The sequence below is a fragment of the Fulvivirga ligni genome (genome assembly GCF_021389935.1).
Taxonomy (GTDB): domain Bacteria; phylum Bacteroidota; class Bacteroidia; order Cytophagales; family Cyclobacteriaceae; genus Fulvivirga; species Fulvivirga ligni.
This window is the reverse complement of record NZ_CP089979.1, coordinates 3,092,081-3,109,384: the sequence shown is the minus strand read 5'-3', so window position 1 is coordinate 3,109,384 and position 17,304 is coordinate 3,092,081. Positions and strand designations below refer to the sequence as shown.

The 17,304-nt window shown below is 38.3% G+C and carries 13 protein-coding genes; 9 read left to right on the top strand and 4 right to left on the bottom strand.

The features are described 5' to 3' along the window. Nucleotides 1-21 precede the first annotated feature (21 nt). The 3 genes from LVD16_RS13250 to LVD16_RS13240 all read left to right on the top strand — a co-directional run bounded on the left by LVD16_RS13250 (nucleotide 22) and on the right by LVD16_RS13240 (nucleotide 3,587). Nucleotides 22-885 (top strand): hypothetical protein, encoded by an 864-nt coding sequence (locus LVD16_RS13250; protein WP_233774425.1) that lies wholly within the window; start codon nucleotides 22-24, stop codon nucleotides 883-885. A gap of 138 nt (nucleotides 886-1,023) precedes the next feature. Next, complete coding sequence (locus tag LVD16_RS13245; RefSeq protein ID WP_233774424.1) at nucleotides 1,024-1,464, top strand: PepSY-like domain-containing protein; 441 nt, start codon at nucleotides 1,024-1,026, stop codon at nucleotides 1,462-1,464. A 119-nt stretch (nucleotides 1,465-1,583) separates the two neighbouring features. Continuing rightward, complete coding sequence (locus LVD16_RS13240; protein ID WP_233774423.1) at nucleotides 1,584-3,587, top strand: DUF3352 domain-containing protein; 2,004 nt, start codon at nucleotides 1,584-1,586, stop codon at nucleotides 3,585-3,587. A gap of 57 nt (nucleotides 3,588-3,644) precedes the next feature. Here the strand turns inward: LVD16_RS13240 and LVD16_RS13235 are convergent, their stop codons facing one another. Both LVD16_RS13235 and LVD16_RS13230 read right to left on the bottom strand, forming a co-directional pair. Further along, the gene (locus LVD16_RS13235; RefSeq protein ID WP_233774422.1) at nucleotides 3,645-5,807 is read right to left on the bottom strand and encodes a DUF3858 domain-containing protein; all 2,163 of its coding nucleotides are present in this window, start codon (nucleotides 5,805-5,807) and stop codon (nucleotides 3,645-3,647) included. Further along, nucleotides 5,797-7,713 carry a transglutaminase-like domain-containing protein gene (locus LVD16_RS13230; protein ID WP_233774421.1) on the bottom strand — a complete coding sequence of 639 codons (1,917 nt, stop codon included), beginning with the start codon at nucleotides 7,711-7,713 and terminating at the stop codon, nucleotides 5,797-5,799. The genes LVD16_RS13235 and LVD16_RS13230 overlap by 11 nt, the downstream gene beginning before the upstream one ends. A gap of 261 nt (nucleotides 7,714-7,974) precedes the next feature. Here LVD16_RS13230 and LVD16_RS13225 point away from each other — a divergent pair, with 261 nt between their 5' ends. Continuing rightward, nucleotides 7,975-8,535: a peroxiredoxin-like family protein gene (locus tag LVD16_RS13225; protein ID WP_233774420.1), complete on the top strand. Its 561-nt coding sequence runs from the start codon at nucleotides 7,975-7,977 to the stop codon at nucleotides 8,533-8,535. Here LVD16_RS13225 and LVD16_RS13220 read toward each other — a convergent pair. After that, nucleotides 8,525-9,448 carry a cation diffusion facilitator family transporter gene (locus tag LVD16_RS13220; RefSeq protein WP_233774419.1) on the bottom strand — a complete coding sequence of 308 codons (924 nt, stop codon included), beginning with the start codon at nucleotides 9,446-9,448 and terminating at the stop codon, nucleotides 8,525-8,527. The genes LVD16_RS13225 and LVD16_RS13220 overlap by 11 nt on opposite strands. Nucleotides 9,449-9,518: 70 nt before the next feature. On the opposite strand from LVD16_RS13220, the gene LVD16_RS13215 reads away from it, so the two are divergent. Then, on the top strand, nucleotides 9,519-9,764 hold the full coding sequence (locus tag LVD16_RS13215; RefSeq protein WP_233774418.1) for a hypothetical protein: 246 nt from the start codon (nucleotides 9,519-9,521) through the stop codon (nucleotides 9,762-9,764). A 17-nt stretch (nucleotides 9,765-9,781) separates the two neighbouring features. On the opposite strand, the gene LVD16_RS13210 is transcribed toward LVD16_RS13215, so the two are convergent. After that, nucleotides 9,782-10,105, bottom strand: coding sequence for a DoxX family protein (locus tag LVD16_RS13210; protein WP_233774417.1), 324 nt, complete (start codon nucleotides 10,103-10,105; stop codon nucleotides 9,782-9,784). A gap of 190 nt (nucleotides 10,106-10,295) precedes the next feature. Between LVD16_RS13210 and LVD16_RS13205 the strand changes: the two genes are divergently transcribed. From LVD16_RS13205 to LVD16_RS13190, 4 genes are all read left to right on the top strand, one after another. Beyond that, a complete protein-coding gene (locus LVD16_RS13205; RefSeq protein ID WP_233774416.1) occupies nucleotides 10,296-10,916 on the top strand; it encodes an RNA polymerase sigma factor in 621 nt (206 codons plus the stop codon). A gap of 99 nt (nucleotides 10,917-11,015) precedes the next feature. Then, on the top strand, nucleotides 11,016-12,062 hold the full coding sequence (locus LVD16_RS13200) for a FecR family protein (protein WP_233774415.1): 1,047 nt from the start codon (nucleotides 11,016-11,018) through the stop codon (nucleotides 12,060-12,062). A gap of 145 nt (nucleotides 12,063-12,207) precedes the next feature. Continuing rightward, nucleotides 12,208-15,645: a SusC/RagA family TonB-linked outer membrane protein gene (locus LVD16_RS13195; RefSeq protein ID WP_233774414.1), complete on the top strand. Its 3,438-nt coding sequence runs from the start codon at nucleotides 12,208-12,210 to the stop codon at nucleotides 15,643-15,645. Between the two features lie 9 nt (nucleotides 15,646-15,654). Next, nucleotides 15,655-17,199 (top strand): RagB/SusD family nutrient uptake outer membrane protein, encoded by a 1,545-nt coding sequence (locus tag LVD16_RS13190; RefSeq protein ID WP_233774413.1) that lies wholly within the window; start codon nucleotides 15,655-15,657, stop codon nucleotides 17,197-17,199. Nucleotides 17,200-17,304 lie beyond the last annotated feature (105 nt).

Genomic DNA, 17,304 nt, shown 5'->3' with positions numbered 1-17,304 from the left:
TTTTAAAAATTATTTGTAAGTATGAGATTGATGCAGCTCTCACGCAAGCTGGGGAAATCACAGCAGGAAATTGTAGACTTTCTATCTGATCAGGGAATCGAAGTAAAGTTGCACGGCAACACTAAAATTCCTGATGACTCCCTTCCCTCCATTTATCAGCATTTCGATTATCAGGATAGCCCTACCCCTGCTGAGTTGGAAATTGAAACAATAGAACCCGCAGTAGAAGATGTTCAACCTGAATCTGATACTACCGAAACAATAATGGCTACCGCCAATGTGATCGTAGAAGAGGAAGCAGAACAAGAAACTGTTGTGGAAGTAGAACTGGAAGTTTCAGAAAGCACCAGCATAGAAGCTGAAATCACGCCTCCTCCAGCACCGGAGCCTATCGAACATTTAGATCCAGACCAAATAGATGATCCTGAAGTAGAGGCAGAAAAGCCGAATGTAAAGATTATCAGGGCTAAAAAGGTAAAATTAGAAGGTATTAAAGTTCTCGGTAAAATAGAGTTGCCAGAACCTGTAGTCAGAGAGAAGACTGCCGAAGAAAAAGAAAAAAACGAAACATCCCGAGATCGTAAAAAACGACCTTATGATAATCGTAATGGAAACAGCAGAAGAGGAAAACGACCCGAAACTTACGAACAGAAGCAGAAAAAGTTAGCTAGAGAAGAGGCTCGAAAGAAAAAGCAAAAAGAGAGAAAAGAGAAAGCGAAGAAAAAGAAGCACTACGAAGAAAAACTTCAAGTTAACACCAATAATAGTGCAGGAAAAAAGAAAGCCAAAAAGAAAAAGCAGCTCGCAAAGAGTAAAAAGGAAGTTATAAAGCATAAAAATCCAATTAAAAGATTTTGGGCATGGCTGAATGGTGTATACGATTAAACTCGTTTTTCCACACCTTTCACAAAAACACCCCATCACTTCTTAATATATTGCTATAGAAATGCTTTAAATAGCATTCTGAAGTTTGTCATGTTATTTGCCTGCTTTAGTTTATGTTAAACTAAACCAACTAAACACATGAAGCTTCGCAATATTTTAATAACCGGAACCTTTTGCTTTTTAATGGTCAACCTTTCAATGGCTCAGACCTCCACTATTAATGAAAAGCAAAACAGCAGAATGAAAACCACTATCAATACCAGATACAATGGGGTTGATTTCAATAACATCAAATGGCAAAGTACCACTGATGGTTATTATGAAGGATCCTTTAATTATCAGGGAAGAGAGCTAACCACCCAGTTTGATGAAAATGGAAACTGGATGCAAACCTCAGAGCCCATGAATATGACCACTGTGCCAACAAATTTAAAAAACAATTTAGGGGAGTACGAATCAAGCTCCATTTCAGGGATACATAAGATAGAGACCAATAATGAAACATATTATGATGTAAACGTAGATGGTCAAGATCCTATGAGATTCGACAAATCAGGAAATCTGATTAAGAATCCTTAAGATTTAATAGCATTAAATAAAGAACCCGAGGGCTTTTAGTCTTCGGGTTTTTATTTTCCAAAATATGAGGATAAATTGGCCGTTACTATTCATATTAATAGAATAAGTACACCATTTACATGAAGAAAGTCATTATTGCTCTCGTTCTGGTTATCGTAGCCGGCGCATTATTTTATTATCTATACTGGTCACCCGTTTACAGGCTTAAACCCATGAAGGTACTCCCTTCTAACGCTGCCTTTGTTCTTGCCAGTGATCAACCCATAAAAAGCTGGAAAGATATTAGTAACAGTCAGGTATGGAAGCATCTTAAGAAAAACCCTGAATTTGCCTTAATCACTGACTATGCGAACTATATGGATTCGCTGGTGCAGAGTAATGACTGGCTTGATTATGTGGGTAATAAAGAATTGCTTATTGCGGCGCTACCGGTACAAAACACCTATGATTACGCGTACATCATGGACCTCAGCCGGGTATCACGTCTTAAAAGTGTCCAGTTTTATTTAGAGAGTATTCTTGACGATGGCTATAAGGTGACTTATAGAAATTACAAAGGCACTGACATCACTGAAATTTATGATAGCTATTACAAGCAAACTATTCATTTATGCTTTTTAGAAAACCTGTTGGTGATGAGCATGGGTTCTACCCCCATCGAGCACATTGTAGATCAGTATGTTGCTCCTGAGCCGGAAGATCTTTATCTCAGCGAAGTGACTAATGAGCTGGGCTATGGCGGTATGATCAGGGCTTACATTAATTATAGCAGCTTTATGGATTACCTGGGTCAGTTTGCGCTGGATAATGCTGGCATAGATATGCTAAAACAGTCATTAAGGTACAGCGGCTTCAAAGGTGAAATAAAGAATGATGGCATTAACCTGAAAGGCTATACTAACATCAATGATACTGTAAATTCCTACTTAAAAGCTTTGTACACATCAGGCAACGGCTCTCATGATTTCCTGGAAATGGTACCCACACAATCGCCTTATTTCATTTCTTTAGGGTTTAAGAGCTTTCCTGAGTTCGTAGAGAACCTGGAGGGCGCCCTGAGCAGCAATCCGGAACAGAAAGAGAGTTACACCGAAAACAAAGATCTCACTGAGAAATTCTTAAAAATTGATTTGGATGAGACTTTCGTAAAGTGGGTGGATAATGAAATAGTAATGCTGCAAACGGAGCCTAGCAGCTCGTCTGGTTTCCAGGAATATGCATTATTAATCAAGGCTAAAGATGCAGGTGAAGCCACTGAAGGTCTGGACATTATACGAGAGCAAATCAAAAAAAGGACCCCTGTTAAAATCAGAAGTATTGATTACAAAGGTCATCCTATTCACTACATGGCTATGAAAGGCTTCTTTAAAGTCTTTCTAGGAAAGCTGTTCGATAAATTTGACAAACCATATTATAGCATAATAGATGATTGGGTGGTATTTTCAAATCACCCTCAAACCATTAAGAACATTATAGATGCCAAAGAGGAAGAACACACGTTGTATTACGATGATTTATTTAGAGATCATTATGATAGGATTAGTAATAAAAGTGCTGTTTATGCCTATGTAAATATGATAGAGATCTTTAACGATCTAAAACCTTTAATGGAAATACAGGAGTGGAAAAGCATGCAGAAGAATCAGGAGTACATTAAATGCTTTTCAAAATTAAGTTTACAACTTTCACCAGAAGAAGATAATATTTTTGAAACCACCTTCCAGGCTCAGTTTCAAAATCCAGCCGAATTAACCGCTGATGGAAAAGTAGTTAAACCCAGTCCACAACCCTATAAAGTCAAAATTCAAAGAATACCTGAGGAAGAACTCCCTTGGGATAAGAGGTATATGAAAGCACTTGAAGAGATTGATAAGATCGTAATCCCCAATCTTTCTGAGGATAAATATCAATCTCACTATGAAAATGGAAAATTACAGTATGACTTCAGCATTAAAAATGGCTGGAAACATGGCAAATTTGAAAGCTATTTCGAGAATGGTGAAACCCAGTTTAAAGGCCGATATAAAGATGATAAGAAAGACGGTACCTGGAGGGTTTATAATGAAGAGGGAGACATCATAGCCAAGCTCAGATATGATGAAGGAAAGTTAGAGGAAGAATAATAATTATATGAATATTAAGCAAAAAGAGCAGCCTGAATCGGGCTGCTCTTTTTTGTTTTAAAGCTTCTTTAGCAATACTTTCTTTTGAGTGAAGTTATAAGCTTCATCAAGAAATGCCACCATATTTCCCCACTGATCAGCTTTTTCGAAATTATGGTTATAATATTTCTTAGTATCGATGATCAACTTATTACCCTTTACTTCGGCCTTGCTGTAATATCCTCCAGCTTCATTGTTAACATCTACATTAAGGTCTTCAACACCTTCCACAGAATAGCCTTCAGGAATATCAAAAGTGATAGTATACTCAAATGACCTGGCGTATGGCATGTATATATCATAAAATCTACTTCTATCCTCGTCAGTGAGTTTAATCTGCATATCAATGAACTTACCGATATCAAAAAGATAATTTCTACCGGCTTTTTTCACGGCACCTTTTGCTTCTACGTTACAGGTGTATACAAAGTCCTGATCGCTTCCATATCTACCGGTTTTAAGTACTTCAAGGCTATCCACCGTAAGCAGCTCCATGTCATAATCATAGCCCATCGCAGTTTTTAAGGCCTCATTAAGCTCGGCTTCACGATCCTCCATATACTTCGACTTCTTTGCTTTTAATCGTTCTGCCTCTTTCTTCTTGGTATCATAAATATCTTTTATTTCAAAGCGCTTAGCTTCTTCCTTTTTATAAGTATAAAAGTCCATCAGTAAGTCCTGATAATAGGATTTATTTTCTCCTCTGACGGATCTTTTCAGCTGGAACTGAACTTTGTCTTCATCGAAGTCCATTATTTGTACATTGGTCTCAGATTTCGTCAAATTAGCACTAGATGGAGCTACAGGAACATTAAAAAAGCCAAAATCCGAGTATTCATCATTCATATCCCAAGTATATACCTTAGTTCCTTCCATCATAGGATTGATGTTGCCTAAACTTCTATTCACTCCAAATTCACTCACATAGAAGGGATTTTCAGTATTCACCTTAAGCATGAAGACCAACTCATTTTCTAATATTAAATCATCAATAGCGGAAATGCTTCTTGGAATGCCAATGAGCATTTCGTGTTTTATACCCGCTCTTTTATAATATCTGGACAACATGAAAATATGTTCTGTTAGGCTACCCTGCTTCGGAAAACGTAACCTATGAATGGTACGATCTTCTTCATAATTGATATACCTCAAGCCTCGTAAGACATAATAGGCTTCTCTAGCCAGTTTATCTTTATCCTTCTCATCTCTAAAATGCTCCTTCATATAACCCGCAAAGTCTCCTGTGAGGTACATACTATTGTAGAGGTACTTACATAGTTTAGAAACTTCCATTTCAGAAATCTCAGATTTTAAAACCCCTGGTTTACCCAAAAACATAGGACCCGAATCTGCTTTTGGGCCTGCATATATAACCTTGAATTTCACTGCTGGCAGCTGTCTGTATGGATAGAACCATCTCAAACCATCAACACTTTCCCTATTTCCATCCTCAAGTAGGTAATAGTTCTTGTCGTTTTCTTCGTCTTCAACAAACTCGAAAGATGGGGCTCCATTTAGCGTGCGTAGATTAATGAAACACCTTCTCATTACATCAAACGAGATCTTTTGCTTCATAATGGGATAACTATCATGTAGCTGAAATATCACTGGGTCAAAGCTGTAGTATTGAGAATAAGGGTTAAAATTCAAATCTTCTCCCATATAGTAATCAATAATGTCACCTACTTCCAGGTTAGGTATGGCCAACTTCAGGCTATTATAGCCTTTCTTATCCAGGTTAGCCTCCTCTTTCACCGCTTGTGACATAGGGATAATCATTTCAGTGCCATCAGCCTTAATCACCTTAAACCCTACATATATTTCAGATCTCTTACCTAATTCCGAACTACTTTCTGGTATAGTGAATTGAGAATACTCTTCTACTGCCTTTTTATCTAAAAGTTTGATTCTGTAATGACTATAATTATCATAACTTAAGTTAGACACCATAACAGATTTCTTGTAACTGAGTAAATTAAGCTTGGCGATAATCACAGCTGACTCATCCTTCCATTTGTCAGGAATATCAGTTACATAAAAAGATTCGTCTTTTCCATTCCACATAGATTCCCTTACCTCAGCTGATCGCTTTGGGTTATCATTTACTGCATAAAGGGAAGAAAGATTAGTGGTTAAAAAAAATGCTAGAAGTAATAATGATTTAAAAAATTTAGTTCTCACGTTTAAGAATTATTTGGTCATCATAAAATTTAGTTAGGTCTTTGATAGTCTCGTTCCATTGACCGAAACCATCTGTAGGCAGAATGGTCTTGAATAATTTGATTTCCTTTGTGTAAAGTATTCTACCCTGTTGCACCTCGTATTTTGCGGTAAATGAGTAATAATCATTTGCCATTTGAAATGGCTCTGGAAGGTACTCTACCTTGTACCCATCCGGTATGGACAACTTAGCGGTTGTCTTACTGAATTTTTTACTTCCAAAGGAATATGGCACCTTACGATCATCCTCTATCAAGGATCCTTTATAGTCGTCATTGAAATCTATATCCAAATACATTTCAGCACCGAAACTGCTTACTTGATTCGCCAGATTCATATCATAATTCACCAAGGTAGGACTCTTCCTATCTAATCCGGTATAGTCACTTATTGAGAAATAATCAGGCTCACTATCACCTGAGACTACTGCCTTCAAAAACTTATCTTTATCACTTTTATCAACGGTATTGATATAATTTAAAAGCACCTTTTTGTATTCGCCACGCACTTTTACAGAACCACTACCTTGTAGTTGATTTTCATTCACTGTATAATCCCAGCTGTTCTCAACCAGATAATCTTCAATAGGTTGCTCATCTACTTTTTCAATAATATAATTGTCACCATCCTCTATCAAAACCTGTTTTCCTTGTATGCGCTCAGCATTGAACCCCATAGGATTGTACTTTTCTGTTGAATCTAAAATGAATTTCTTTCCATTCAAAAAGACGGTACAAACCATATGATTATCAACAGCTAAGGTAGGAATATCATAGGTATAAGGAATTTTGTTAGTACCTATCCAGGTAAGCCTGGCATCATAACCGGCCAATTTGAGCATTTCCTTGGTAAGGTTGGCCATTCCTTTACAATCACCATACTTATTATAAAATACTTTACTGGCAGGGTCTGGCTGAAATCCTGCAAGACCATTCTCAAAGGCTATGTATTTAATATTATCCTGCACCCAATAATATATGGCCTTTATTTTCTCATCGTCAGTTTGCTTATCCTGAATTATTTCAGCCACCTTCTGTTTTAGCTCCGATGGTTTATTGTCAAGATTCAATGTGAGATGGTGATACCATTTATACAAATCATTGGTAGAAGCAAGCACTGGCACTTTAGAGCCATCTGATGCCTTAAAGCTCTTTGTTAAGATCAGGATATGAGGCAGATAATGTAAATGACCAGGATCATTTGAATTCTCTTTAATTGGTTCTAATTGATTGACTGTAAATATGTATTTATTTCCTACCGTCTTTTTGGTGATGTTGTACCCCTCAAAGTTCATCTCTTTAAGCTCTACATCCACCCCTACCGGGATTTCAAAAACAATCTCCTTTTTTAATACAGGAGTTTCTTCATGAAAGAAAACGTAAGTGAGGTATTTAGGATCCAGATAGGTAGTGGTGGCCTCAAAATCAACAATCTGACCTTGCTGCCCCATGTGCATTCGGAAGGCACAAATCTGAGCATCTGAGTAAAATATATCTCCTGACTGATAATGCCCACAGAATTTATTATGGTCATATGATCTGCCTTTTTCATTTAAAACCGCGCTGTGATTTAATTCAATTTTATCATTGTAAAAAATGCGCTTAATGAACTTTTCACCATCTTTCAAAGCAATAAGGCGCTCAAGCTCTTCATTTTTTACTCTGAGACTATTTTCTCTCTTATCCAGAAAAAAGGTGAAATTTTGAAATGATGTGATTGCTGCGACAGACGCATCTTCATAATCTACAGCAATATCTTTAGCCTGCTTTATTCTCTCAGGATCTATCTTCTGAGCTAAGCAAGCGGTAGAAGCAATAAAAAGAAGAAATATTGCTTTAATTCGGAAAGCCAAACAAGTGTAAAACACAATAAAAAGTTAAAAAAAGTAAGTTTAATTGAACCAGAACCTGAATTATATACAAGATAATTCAAATATGTGACCTGAAAAACTTTACTTATTTAAACTTTTAAAAAGCCGAACGTTGAGCTAAGTCTTACTAATCTCCAGCAAATAATCAAGCCATATTGGTAATTAAGCTGATTAAGATTAAGCACCAACGGGAGAGGAATAAGTACCTATAAATCCGGGGATTGGTTAGAATTCGTATTTGGTATAAACAAAAAAGATATGTTATCAACCAATATAGAAGCTCCGATTTTTCAACTCAAAGATATTTTTGGCCGCCAGATAGATCTTAATGACTACAGGAATAAAAAATTATTCATTGGTTTCTTTAGACATGCCGGCTGCCCATTTTGCAATCTTAGGGTGCATGCATTAACGAAGATTCATGAAGAATTAAAAGAAGCTGGCACTGAAATGATTTTCTTCTTTGAATCTCCTGAAAGAGTTTTATTGCGCAGTAGTTTTCACCAGGAAGTATCTCCTATTCCATTAATTGCAGATCCTGAAAAGATATGGTATAAGAGGTATGGATTGGAAGAATCTGGTTCACAATCTGCTATAAGCCACTTATCATCATTTGTCAAGACCGCCTGGGAAGCAAGAAAGGCGAACGTTCCTATACACATGATGGCAGCTGACGAGTCTATAAAAACTATGCCCGCCGAGTTTTTAATAGGTTATGATCTTAAAATAGAAAAGGTTCTCTATTCGAAAAGACTTAATGAAAGATTGGATATTGAAGAAGTGAAAAGTTTTGGATTACTAAATCCCGTTATTTCTTAATACTTCTGGATATTGACTCCGCTTCAATAAATATTCTTCTAATAATGGGGAATTCCTTCTTTATGGTGGTCTCTAAATCATCTACACTGTGCTCAATCTCTTCTGCTGAAAGGCCAGTTTTAAACTGAACGTTCACGGCCAGCAAAACTTCATGAGGCCCAAAGTGCATGGTAAGTGGCTCTTCCAAACTATCTACTGATGCATTCTCCTGAAATATTTTCTTCACACCATCAATCACTAGCGGACTGGCTCCCTCTCCCAAAAGAAGGCCCTTACTTTCTATAACTAAGAATATAGCCACAAGAGCAAGTATACCACCGATGGTTATTGAAGCAATACCATCCCACATCGGATTTTCGTAGGTGTGTCCTAAATAAACACCAGCAAAGGCCACAATTATACCTAACAACGCGGCTGAATCTTCTAGAATGATTACGAAGATTGAAGGGTCCTTACTGTTTTGTATTCGCCTCCAGAAGCTTAGCTTAGACTTCTTCTTTAAAAAGTTCTTCATGGCTATTACCCACGATGTACCTTCAAACAAAAAAGCGGCAGCCAGCACACCATAATTCCAGGTGGGGTCTGTCTGCTCTGTTGGCTGCCCCATATGATGTATACCTTCATATAGTGACATTCCTCCTCCTATGGCAAACAGCAATATTGCTACTATTAATGACCAAAAATAAAGTTCTTTCCCATACCCAAAGGGATGTTTCTTATCTGCTGGCTTCTGCGACTTACTCAGGCCTAACAGTATAAGCAATTGATTACCAGTATCTACCACTGAATGTATACCCTCAGATATCATAGCCGAACTACCAGTGAATCCTGCAGCTACAAATTTTGTTATGGCAATAAGTAAATTGGCTGCTAATGCGCCATAAATGGGTAACTTTGAAGAACCTGTATTCATAAATCGAATTTATATCCACTAACTCTAATGAATTTGATTTGTTTATTATTTCACAGTAAAATTTAAACGGATGGACTGTATTTCAAACAAAAGATGTTACGACACTGCGGAGCAGGCAGAAGATGCCTTGCTAAGATCACACATGCAGTATCAACACCATCAAGGTCCAGTGAATTTTTATAGATGTGACTACTGCCATGCTTACCATCTTACCTCTAAAGGTGATGTGCACAATAGCCTAAAGTCATCTGATAACAAAAGCAAAATAAAGTTAGGGCAAGAAGCCAGTTATTGGGAAGATAAATTCAAAAAATAAACTTTACTCGAGTTAATTTATACATATAAATACGCCCAATACATCAAAATAAGCTGAATTGGCAGTCTCAGCCATAAAAGCCATTGTGGAAGGTGAGCAAACTTATCAGACCTTAACATGTAGATGTGAACGGGCATAAAAGCTAGCAACATAAGTATAATTCCCCAGGCAGAAATAGAACGAGTCGCCTCAAAAAACAGGCCCGCACCAAGCACAATTTCAGCCACACCACTGAGATAAACCAACAGTTGTTTCGAAGGAAAATACGGAGGAATAATTCCTCTATACATTTTAGGTTTTATAAAATGCAGCACTCCTGCAATGCAGTATAAGGAAGCCATGAGATATAACATATATCAAAGCTAACAGATTATCTGATGAATGTCACACTCGCCATTCGCACGGAGTGAATATAAAACCTGAAAACGATTGATAATTACAATATTGACATTGATTTAACACTTTAAAACTCAATGAATTTGGAATACTGCTATTTATTTTAATAAATTTATAAAATCGACCAACCTCAACGTGAACCTATACTTATCTCATAGCAACCTTTCCAACGCTAAGGAGAATGATTCTCCTGAGTTACTTCTATGGCAGAAAGTAACTAGTGGAGATAGAAAGGCTTTCTCTGATATTTATAAGAAATATGTAAAAATCCTATATCAATATGGGATGAAGCTATCTCAGGATAAGCTTTTGGTGGAAGATAATATCCATGATCTATTTGTGGATTTATGGAACAAGAAAAATCACATTGAAATAACCTCCTCTCTCAGATTTTACCTCATATCCTCATTTAGAAGGCGTCTTTTTCGGGTCATTACCAATACCAGAAAGAAAATCCCTGAATCACTTCATAACTTTGAATTCCAGTGTGAAAGCAGAGAAGATGTGATCATAAATGAAAATGAAAACGCTGCTCTCAAGAAGCGGGTTCAAAACGCTTTAAAAAAACTCACCAAAAGACAGCGAGAAGTCATTTATCTGCGATTTTTCCAAGGACTTGAATACGAAGAAATAGCCTCTATCATGGAAATTTCTGTTGATTCTATTTATGTACTCACCTCCAAGTCGATCAAAAGTTTGAAGGAAATTTTACCTTATATTATTCTTTTAATTGGCCTTTTCTACTGCTTCAGCTAAGTTTTTGAAATTTATTTTAATTTTTTCTCCTCTTTTTGATAAGATCAAATAAGTCTCTGTCTCTATTATTAAAACTGCAATCGTTACCAACTATTGGTTATGAGTTACAAAGACTTTACTACAGAAGAATTTATACATGATGAGCGCTTCAGGAAATGGGTTTTAAACACTGATCCTGAAACGAATTTCTTTTGGGAAAAATGGCTTTTACAGAATCCGGAAAAATCCGAGACCATTAAAGAGGCCAAATTGATCCTTCAGAACATTCGCTTTTCTGAGGCGCCATTCACTACTGAACAAGAGAATCAGTTATGGAATAGAATTTCCAATGAAATTGATTCTACTAAACCTCAACAAAAAGTATTACCGCTACAAGAAGATGTGGCTACTAAGAAACGTCCTACTACTTTACTCAAGGTGGCGAGTGTCATCGTATTGCTCGTAATTTCAGGCTCTGCAATATATTTCAACTTAAATGATGAGCCAACACCTGCCTCCACCATTCAATTTATTACTAAGCAAAATCCAAAGGGTCAAAAATCAAAAGTTATCCTTCCAGATGGCACTGTGGTTAACCTCAACTCCGAAAGTTCAATCGCCTACAATAAAGATTTTGGTAAAACTTTCCGCGAAGTAGAGCTAGCAGGAGAGGCTTTCTTTGAAGTAGCTCATGATAAGTCACGCCCTTTTACAGTAAGGTCGGGTAAGATTAGTACTACCGCGCTGGGTACAGCCTTTAATGTAAGATCTTATGAAGATGTTCCCACTCAGGTTACATTGATCAATGGCAGTGTGGAAGTAGTAAACAACACTAATGCCAGCAAAATTTTACTTGAGCCCGGATTCCAGGTAGAACTGAAGAGTGACAATCACTTTGAGAAATCAAAATTTAATGAACCTGAGGCCATTCTATGGAAAGATGGAATACTGTATTTCAAGGATACTGATTTTAAGAAAGTTATACATACACTGGAGAGGTGGTATGATGTAGATATTCAGGTGGAAAATATGCCTGACAGAGAGCTGATATGCTCCGGGAGGTTCAAAAATGAGTATCTCAGCAATGTTTTACATAGCATCGGCTTCTCCTTAGACTTTACTTACACTATAGATAACAATGTAGTTAACATACACTTTAACCCTTAAAACTGGCTTAACATGATTACTTAAAACCCTCTTATAAACAAAAAACCGGGAGCAAGGCCCCCGGTGAACATAATTTTAAAGGCATTTTCCCAGGCCGCCACCTGTATAATGCCCCAGTATATATGTTTTACTCAACTATAAATATATGAAATATCAAATTTTACAGACCATTATAATGGTAACAAAATATTTTCTGTATAGCCTTTCCCTTATCTACCTCACGCTATCCTCCGTGTTAGCTGAGGGTACTACTGCTCAAGTAAAGAGCGTACAGGAGGTAAGTATAAAGCTAAACGTTACAGATGCTACTATAAAAGAAATATTTTCTGACATTGAAGGTCAGACCTATTATAGCTTTTTCTATTCTAAAGAAATTGACAATCACACCAAGGTGAAGCTCTCCACCTCTACGCAAAGTGTCGGAGATATTCTGCTTGAAATTGCCAAGCAAACCAATTTGGAGTTTAGGCAGGTCAATAAAAGCATAAGTGTAAAAAAAGGATTGAAGAAGGAGGCCGAAAAAGTGACTGTGAGCCTTCAACCTGAAAGAACTATTACCGGATCAGTAAAAGATGAAGCTGGTGAAGGACTTCCTGGAGCCACTATTATGCTGAAAGGCACATCCATTGGTGCGGTAACAGATGCCATGGGAGATTTTAGCATCAACGTGCCGGATGATGCAGAGACATTGGTCATATCCTATGTTGGATACTCCTCAAAGGAAGTGTCTATCGTTGGTAGGGCACGCATTGACATCACGCTTGAGGCCGACATCACAAGCCTGAATGAAGTAGTAATTGTAGGTTACGGATCACAGGAAAAGAGTGATATTTCTGGCTCAATCGTCTCTGTAAGCAGCGAAAGTTATGAAAACTTACCTGTTACAAATGTGGATAATGCACTTCAAGGTAGAACTCCTGGTTTAGAGCTTACCCAAACTACAGGAGATCCTGCTGCTGGCATGAAAATAAGAATAAGAGGTAACAACTCCATAAACTTCTCCAATGGCCCTCTCTATGTTTTGGATGGTGTGGTGATCGGAGATATCAATGTGCTTAACCCTAACGACATTGAATCTATGGAGATTCTTAAAGACGCCTCTGCCACAGCCATTTATGGATCTCGTGGTGCCAATGGTGTTATACTCATTACCACTAAAAAAGGGAAAGAAGATAGCTTCAACATCAATTTCAGAGGATTTTACAGTGTAACTAACCCCGGCCGTACAGTGGATTTGCTTTCTCCATCAGAATTTGCAGAGCAGGCTAACACCAAAAACCAGGCTCTGGGTGCCAACGCAATCTATTCTGATGCTGAAATACAAGCTTTAAGAAACGGCGGTGGTACTGACTGGCAAGACGATGCGCTTAACCATGATGTTTGGAATAAGAACTTTAACTTATCAGTGAGCGGAGGATCCTCTAAAACTACTTATTTTGTATCCGCTAATTACCTGGATAAAGAGGGTGTAGTAAAAAACAGAACTTATGATCGCTATGGCCTGAGAGCCAATGTAGCTTCACAAATGAGCGATGCGGTTAAAATTGGTACTAATATCTCTATCAACAGAGAGCTGGTAGACGGCACATTGGTTCAAATGGATAATGCATTAACATTTGACCCTACTACTACCTATCAGGAGTCATTAAATACCAGCCTAGGTAGTCCAAAAAGTGTTGGGAACATCAACCCCAATGAGCTAATCATTGCAGACAAGACTGTTTATACTGCGGATCAGAGAAAAATATTCGCTAACGCCTATTTTGAGGTGAACTTACTTGAGAATCTTACCTGGAGAACAACCGGAGGAACCGAGTTATACAACGGTCAGAATAAGACTTTTACACCAAGCATTCTGCCTGGATCAATAGCAATAAGATGGTTTGATGGGCAAAATACGAGATTCAACATTACTAATCAGCTAACTTATGACTTATCTCTTAATGATGATCATCGCCTGAAGGTAGATGCCGTTCAGGAATATCAGAAGCTCAAAATCGAGACTTTAAATACCAACGGATCTGACTTAATCTCAGAGAAATTGCAAGAGAATGGTCTTAAATACGCGAAAAGCATCACCGCAACCCCTGGTGGATGGGAAGAAATGATTACTTCCTTTATGTTTAGGATGAATTATTCATTCAAAAACAAGTACAGCCTTACTGCTACTGGCAGATATGATGGTTCTTCTAATTTTGCTCCGTCAGACCGATGGGGATTCTTCCCTTCTATCGGTGCTTCGTGGGTTATTTCAGAAGAAAGCTTTCTGCAATCAGTTCAGAGCCTGGACTTCTTAAAACTAAGGGCTTCATATGGTGTTACAGGTAATCAAAACGTGGGTAATCCCAATCAGCTATACACTACATTTTATAGTGAATTCCCAGGCTGGGGTGATGTAAAAGCCGATTGGCCAGAAACCAGCTACAGCTATCCTATTTCGAATGGTGTACCTATCAGAGGATTTGTACCTACACTTACTGCCGGGGCCAATGGTTTAACCTGGGAATCTAACAAGCAGTTCGATATTGGCTTAGATGCAGAATTCTTCAACAGCAGATTTACGGCTAGTATTGATTACTATCGCAAAAAATCAGAAGACCTCATTCTTACCAGACAGCTTCCCTCCTACGCGGGCGTAGCTAATATCACTGATAACATTGGTTCTATTCAAAATGAAGGTTTTGAAATTGCCCTGGGTGTAAGAAGTGATGCATCACATGCACTTAGCTGGAATGTTAATGGAAACATATCTGTCAACAGAAATAAGGTATTAGACCTGGGATCTATTGTAGATGAAAATGGCAACCTTATACCCGTAGAAAGAAGCCTGTCTTTGGGCAGTGAGTTCTACCCTGGTTCTGGTGGTGGTGTAGCCACTATCCTGGAAGTTGGTAAGCCTCTAGGTCAGTTCTATGGCTATCAATTTGATGGAATCTATCAGTCAGACGAAGCTGATGAGGCTGCTCAGTACGGGTTAAACCCAGGAGATCCTCGTTATGTAGATATTGATGGGCAGAATGGTATAGATGCCAATGACAAAACGATTATTGGCTCGGCTAACCCTGATTTCACCTGGGGCTTGACAGGAGGATTGACTTACAAAAACTTCGATTTAAACATAGTTATCTATGGTAAAGTGGGTGGTCAGATCTATAATCTTTCAAAAGGCATAAGACAAGGATGGTTCCCTGAAACATTACAACCAGTAGACAGATCCATTCTTGACCGCTGGACAGAGACCAACCCAAGCAATACCACCTCAGGTTATACAGCTACTTCAGCCAATGCTAACAAGCTTTTATCCAGCCAATATGTTGAAGATGCCAGCTTTACAAGAATTAAAGATATCACATTAGGATACACTATTCCAGAAGGCATCATCTCTAAGGCCAGGATCTCACAACTGAGATTTTATGTATCAGCCAACAATCTGGTGACGCTTACTGGCTTTAAAGGCTACGATCCTGAGATCTCTTCTCAGATTAACCCTTCAAATCCTAGCGATATTGATCAGGGCATTCACGCCACCGGCCTAGTACCACTGCCTAAGGCGTTTATCTTCGGTTTAGTTGCTACATTTTAAAATGGATGAATGATGAAAAAGATATATATATACCTTCTTACAGCACTAACAATCACCACTACATCATGCGACATGGACTATGAGCCTGAGTATGACATGGTTACAGCCTACTTCTACGAAACCGAAGAAGATCTGGATGCTGCCATTAGTGGTGCTTATAAAGATTTCACTTATCACACCATGATGAATCACTACTTCTATCAGTTTCTGATGGGTGATGATCTATCTACCCGAACAGGGAAAACCTTCAGAATTAATGTAGATGCCTTCAATGCACCTACTGACGAAGCTGATGCTTTCTATAAGAAAACATGGCGTGAGTATTGGCATGCTATTTACAACGTGAATACCTTCCTGGCCGAATCTGCTGATGCTGAAGTGAGCCCTGAAATGCTCATGGAGAAAACAGCACAGATGAGATTCTTAAGAGGTTATGCTTACCTGGTATTAGCCAGAAATTTTGGTTCTGTGCCATTAATTACCACCCCTCAAACCGACGGAAGTGACTTAAGAGCTTCTACAGTAGATATTTACAAACTCATTGAAGAAGATTTTCAATATGTAGTAGAGCACTCTAGAGATAATTATGGGGCGGATATCGGTAGACCAACTACATGGGCTGGTAAGGCCGGCCTAACTTATTTGTATATATCCTGGGCTGGCTGGCCAGTAAAGGATAACAGCAAATATGAGTTAGCCAGACAATATGCTCAGGAAATCGTAAATGGTCCGTTCAGCCTGGATGTAGACGCTGATGGTGACGAAGATACTGATGACTTTGCAGCGCTTTGGAATAACAACGAGATGTATGATGCCAATGGCGAATCAATCTTTGAATTCATGTTCTCCGCGGCAGAAGTTGAATCTGGGGTATCCTCATTAGGGCCAATGCTAGCCCAAGGAATGTTCCCTGAAGATTTATCAACAGGAGATAATGCTCCTGGCTGGCAAGATCATAATGCAGAGATAGGATTTTACAATAGATATCCTGACACTGACCCTAGAAAGGAAATCACATTCCTTACAGAATGGCCTAGTGCCGATAACAATGGTAATGTGGTTTCATTCGAAAACTCTCGTTATAAAAAACCTACTTATAAAAAATGGACTTCCATTGCACAAAAAGTAGGAGATCAAAACGTGATGTTTAGAAATCTGATGGTTTTCAGATATGCCGATTTGCTTCTCTTATACGCTGAGGCGGAAGCTGAAGTAAATGGACCTGGAGCCGCTGCCTATGATGCCGTAAACATGGTGAGATCACGAGCTGGAGTTGCGGATCTAACTCCTGGCTTGGGCAAAGCTGAATTCATAGACGCCGTTCTGAATGAAAGAATGCTAGAGCTAGCTGGTGAAGGTCCAAGATTCTGGGATTTACAGCGAAGAGAAATGTTAGGCGTGGCTAATGCCAGCAACCTTAAAGATGCCAATGACATCATGCCTTTAGGTGATCCTAATGATCCTGCTAACTGGACATTCCCAATACCACAACAAGAGATATCGCTAAACCCAAAATTGCAGCAATATTTCGACGCAGCCACTATGGCTAAATAATACCACAAAGGTCTGCCTGAATTAACGCTTTCAGGCAGATCTTACTTCTTGTCTGAGCTTTAACTTTTAATATTCTCATTAATTGGAAGGATAAATATGCTCAAA

Bases quoted from the DNA above. Each gene is read 5' to 3' on its own strand.
- LVD16_RS13250 (WP_233774425.1), top strand. From the start codon at position 22: ATGAGATTGATGCAGCTCTCACGCAAGCTGGGGAAATCACAGCAGGAA.
- LVD16_RS13245 (WP_233774424.1), top strand. From the start codon at position 1,024: ATGAAGCTTCGCAATATTTTAATAACCGGAACCTTTTGCTTTTTAATG.
- LVD16_RS13240 (WP_233774423.1), top strand. From the start codon at position 1,584: ATGAAGAAAGTCATTATTGCTCTCGTTCTGGTTATCGTAGCCGGCGCA.
- LVD16_RS13225 (WP_233774420.1), top strand. From the start codon at position 7,975: ATGTTATCAACCAATATAGAAGCTCCGATTTTTCAACTCAAAGATATT.
- LVD16_RS13220 (WP_233774419.1), bottom strand. From the start codon at position 9,448: ATGAATACAGGTTCTTCAAAGTTACCCATTTATGGCGCATTAGCAGCC.
- LVD16_RS13215 (WP_233774418.1), top strand. From the start codon at position 9,519: ATGGACTGTATTTCAAACAAAAGATGTTACGACACTGCGGAGCAGGCA.
- LVD16_RS13210 (WP_233774417.1), bottom strand. From the start codon at position 10,105: ATGGCTTCCTTATACTGCATTGCAGGAGTGCTGCATTTTATAAAACCT.
- LVD16_RS13200 (WP_233774415.1), top strand. From the start codon at position 11,016: ATGAGTTACAAAGACTTTACTACAGAAGAATTTATACATGATGAGCGC.
- LVD16_RS13195 (WP_233774414.1), top strand. From the start codon at position 12,208: ATGAAATATCAAATTTTACAGACCATTATAATGGTAACAAAATATTTT.
- LVD16_RS13190 (WP_233774413.1), top strand. From the start codon at position 15,655: ATGATGAAAAAGATATATATATACCTTCTTACAGCACTAACAATCACC.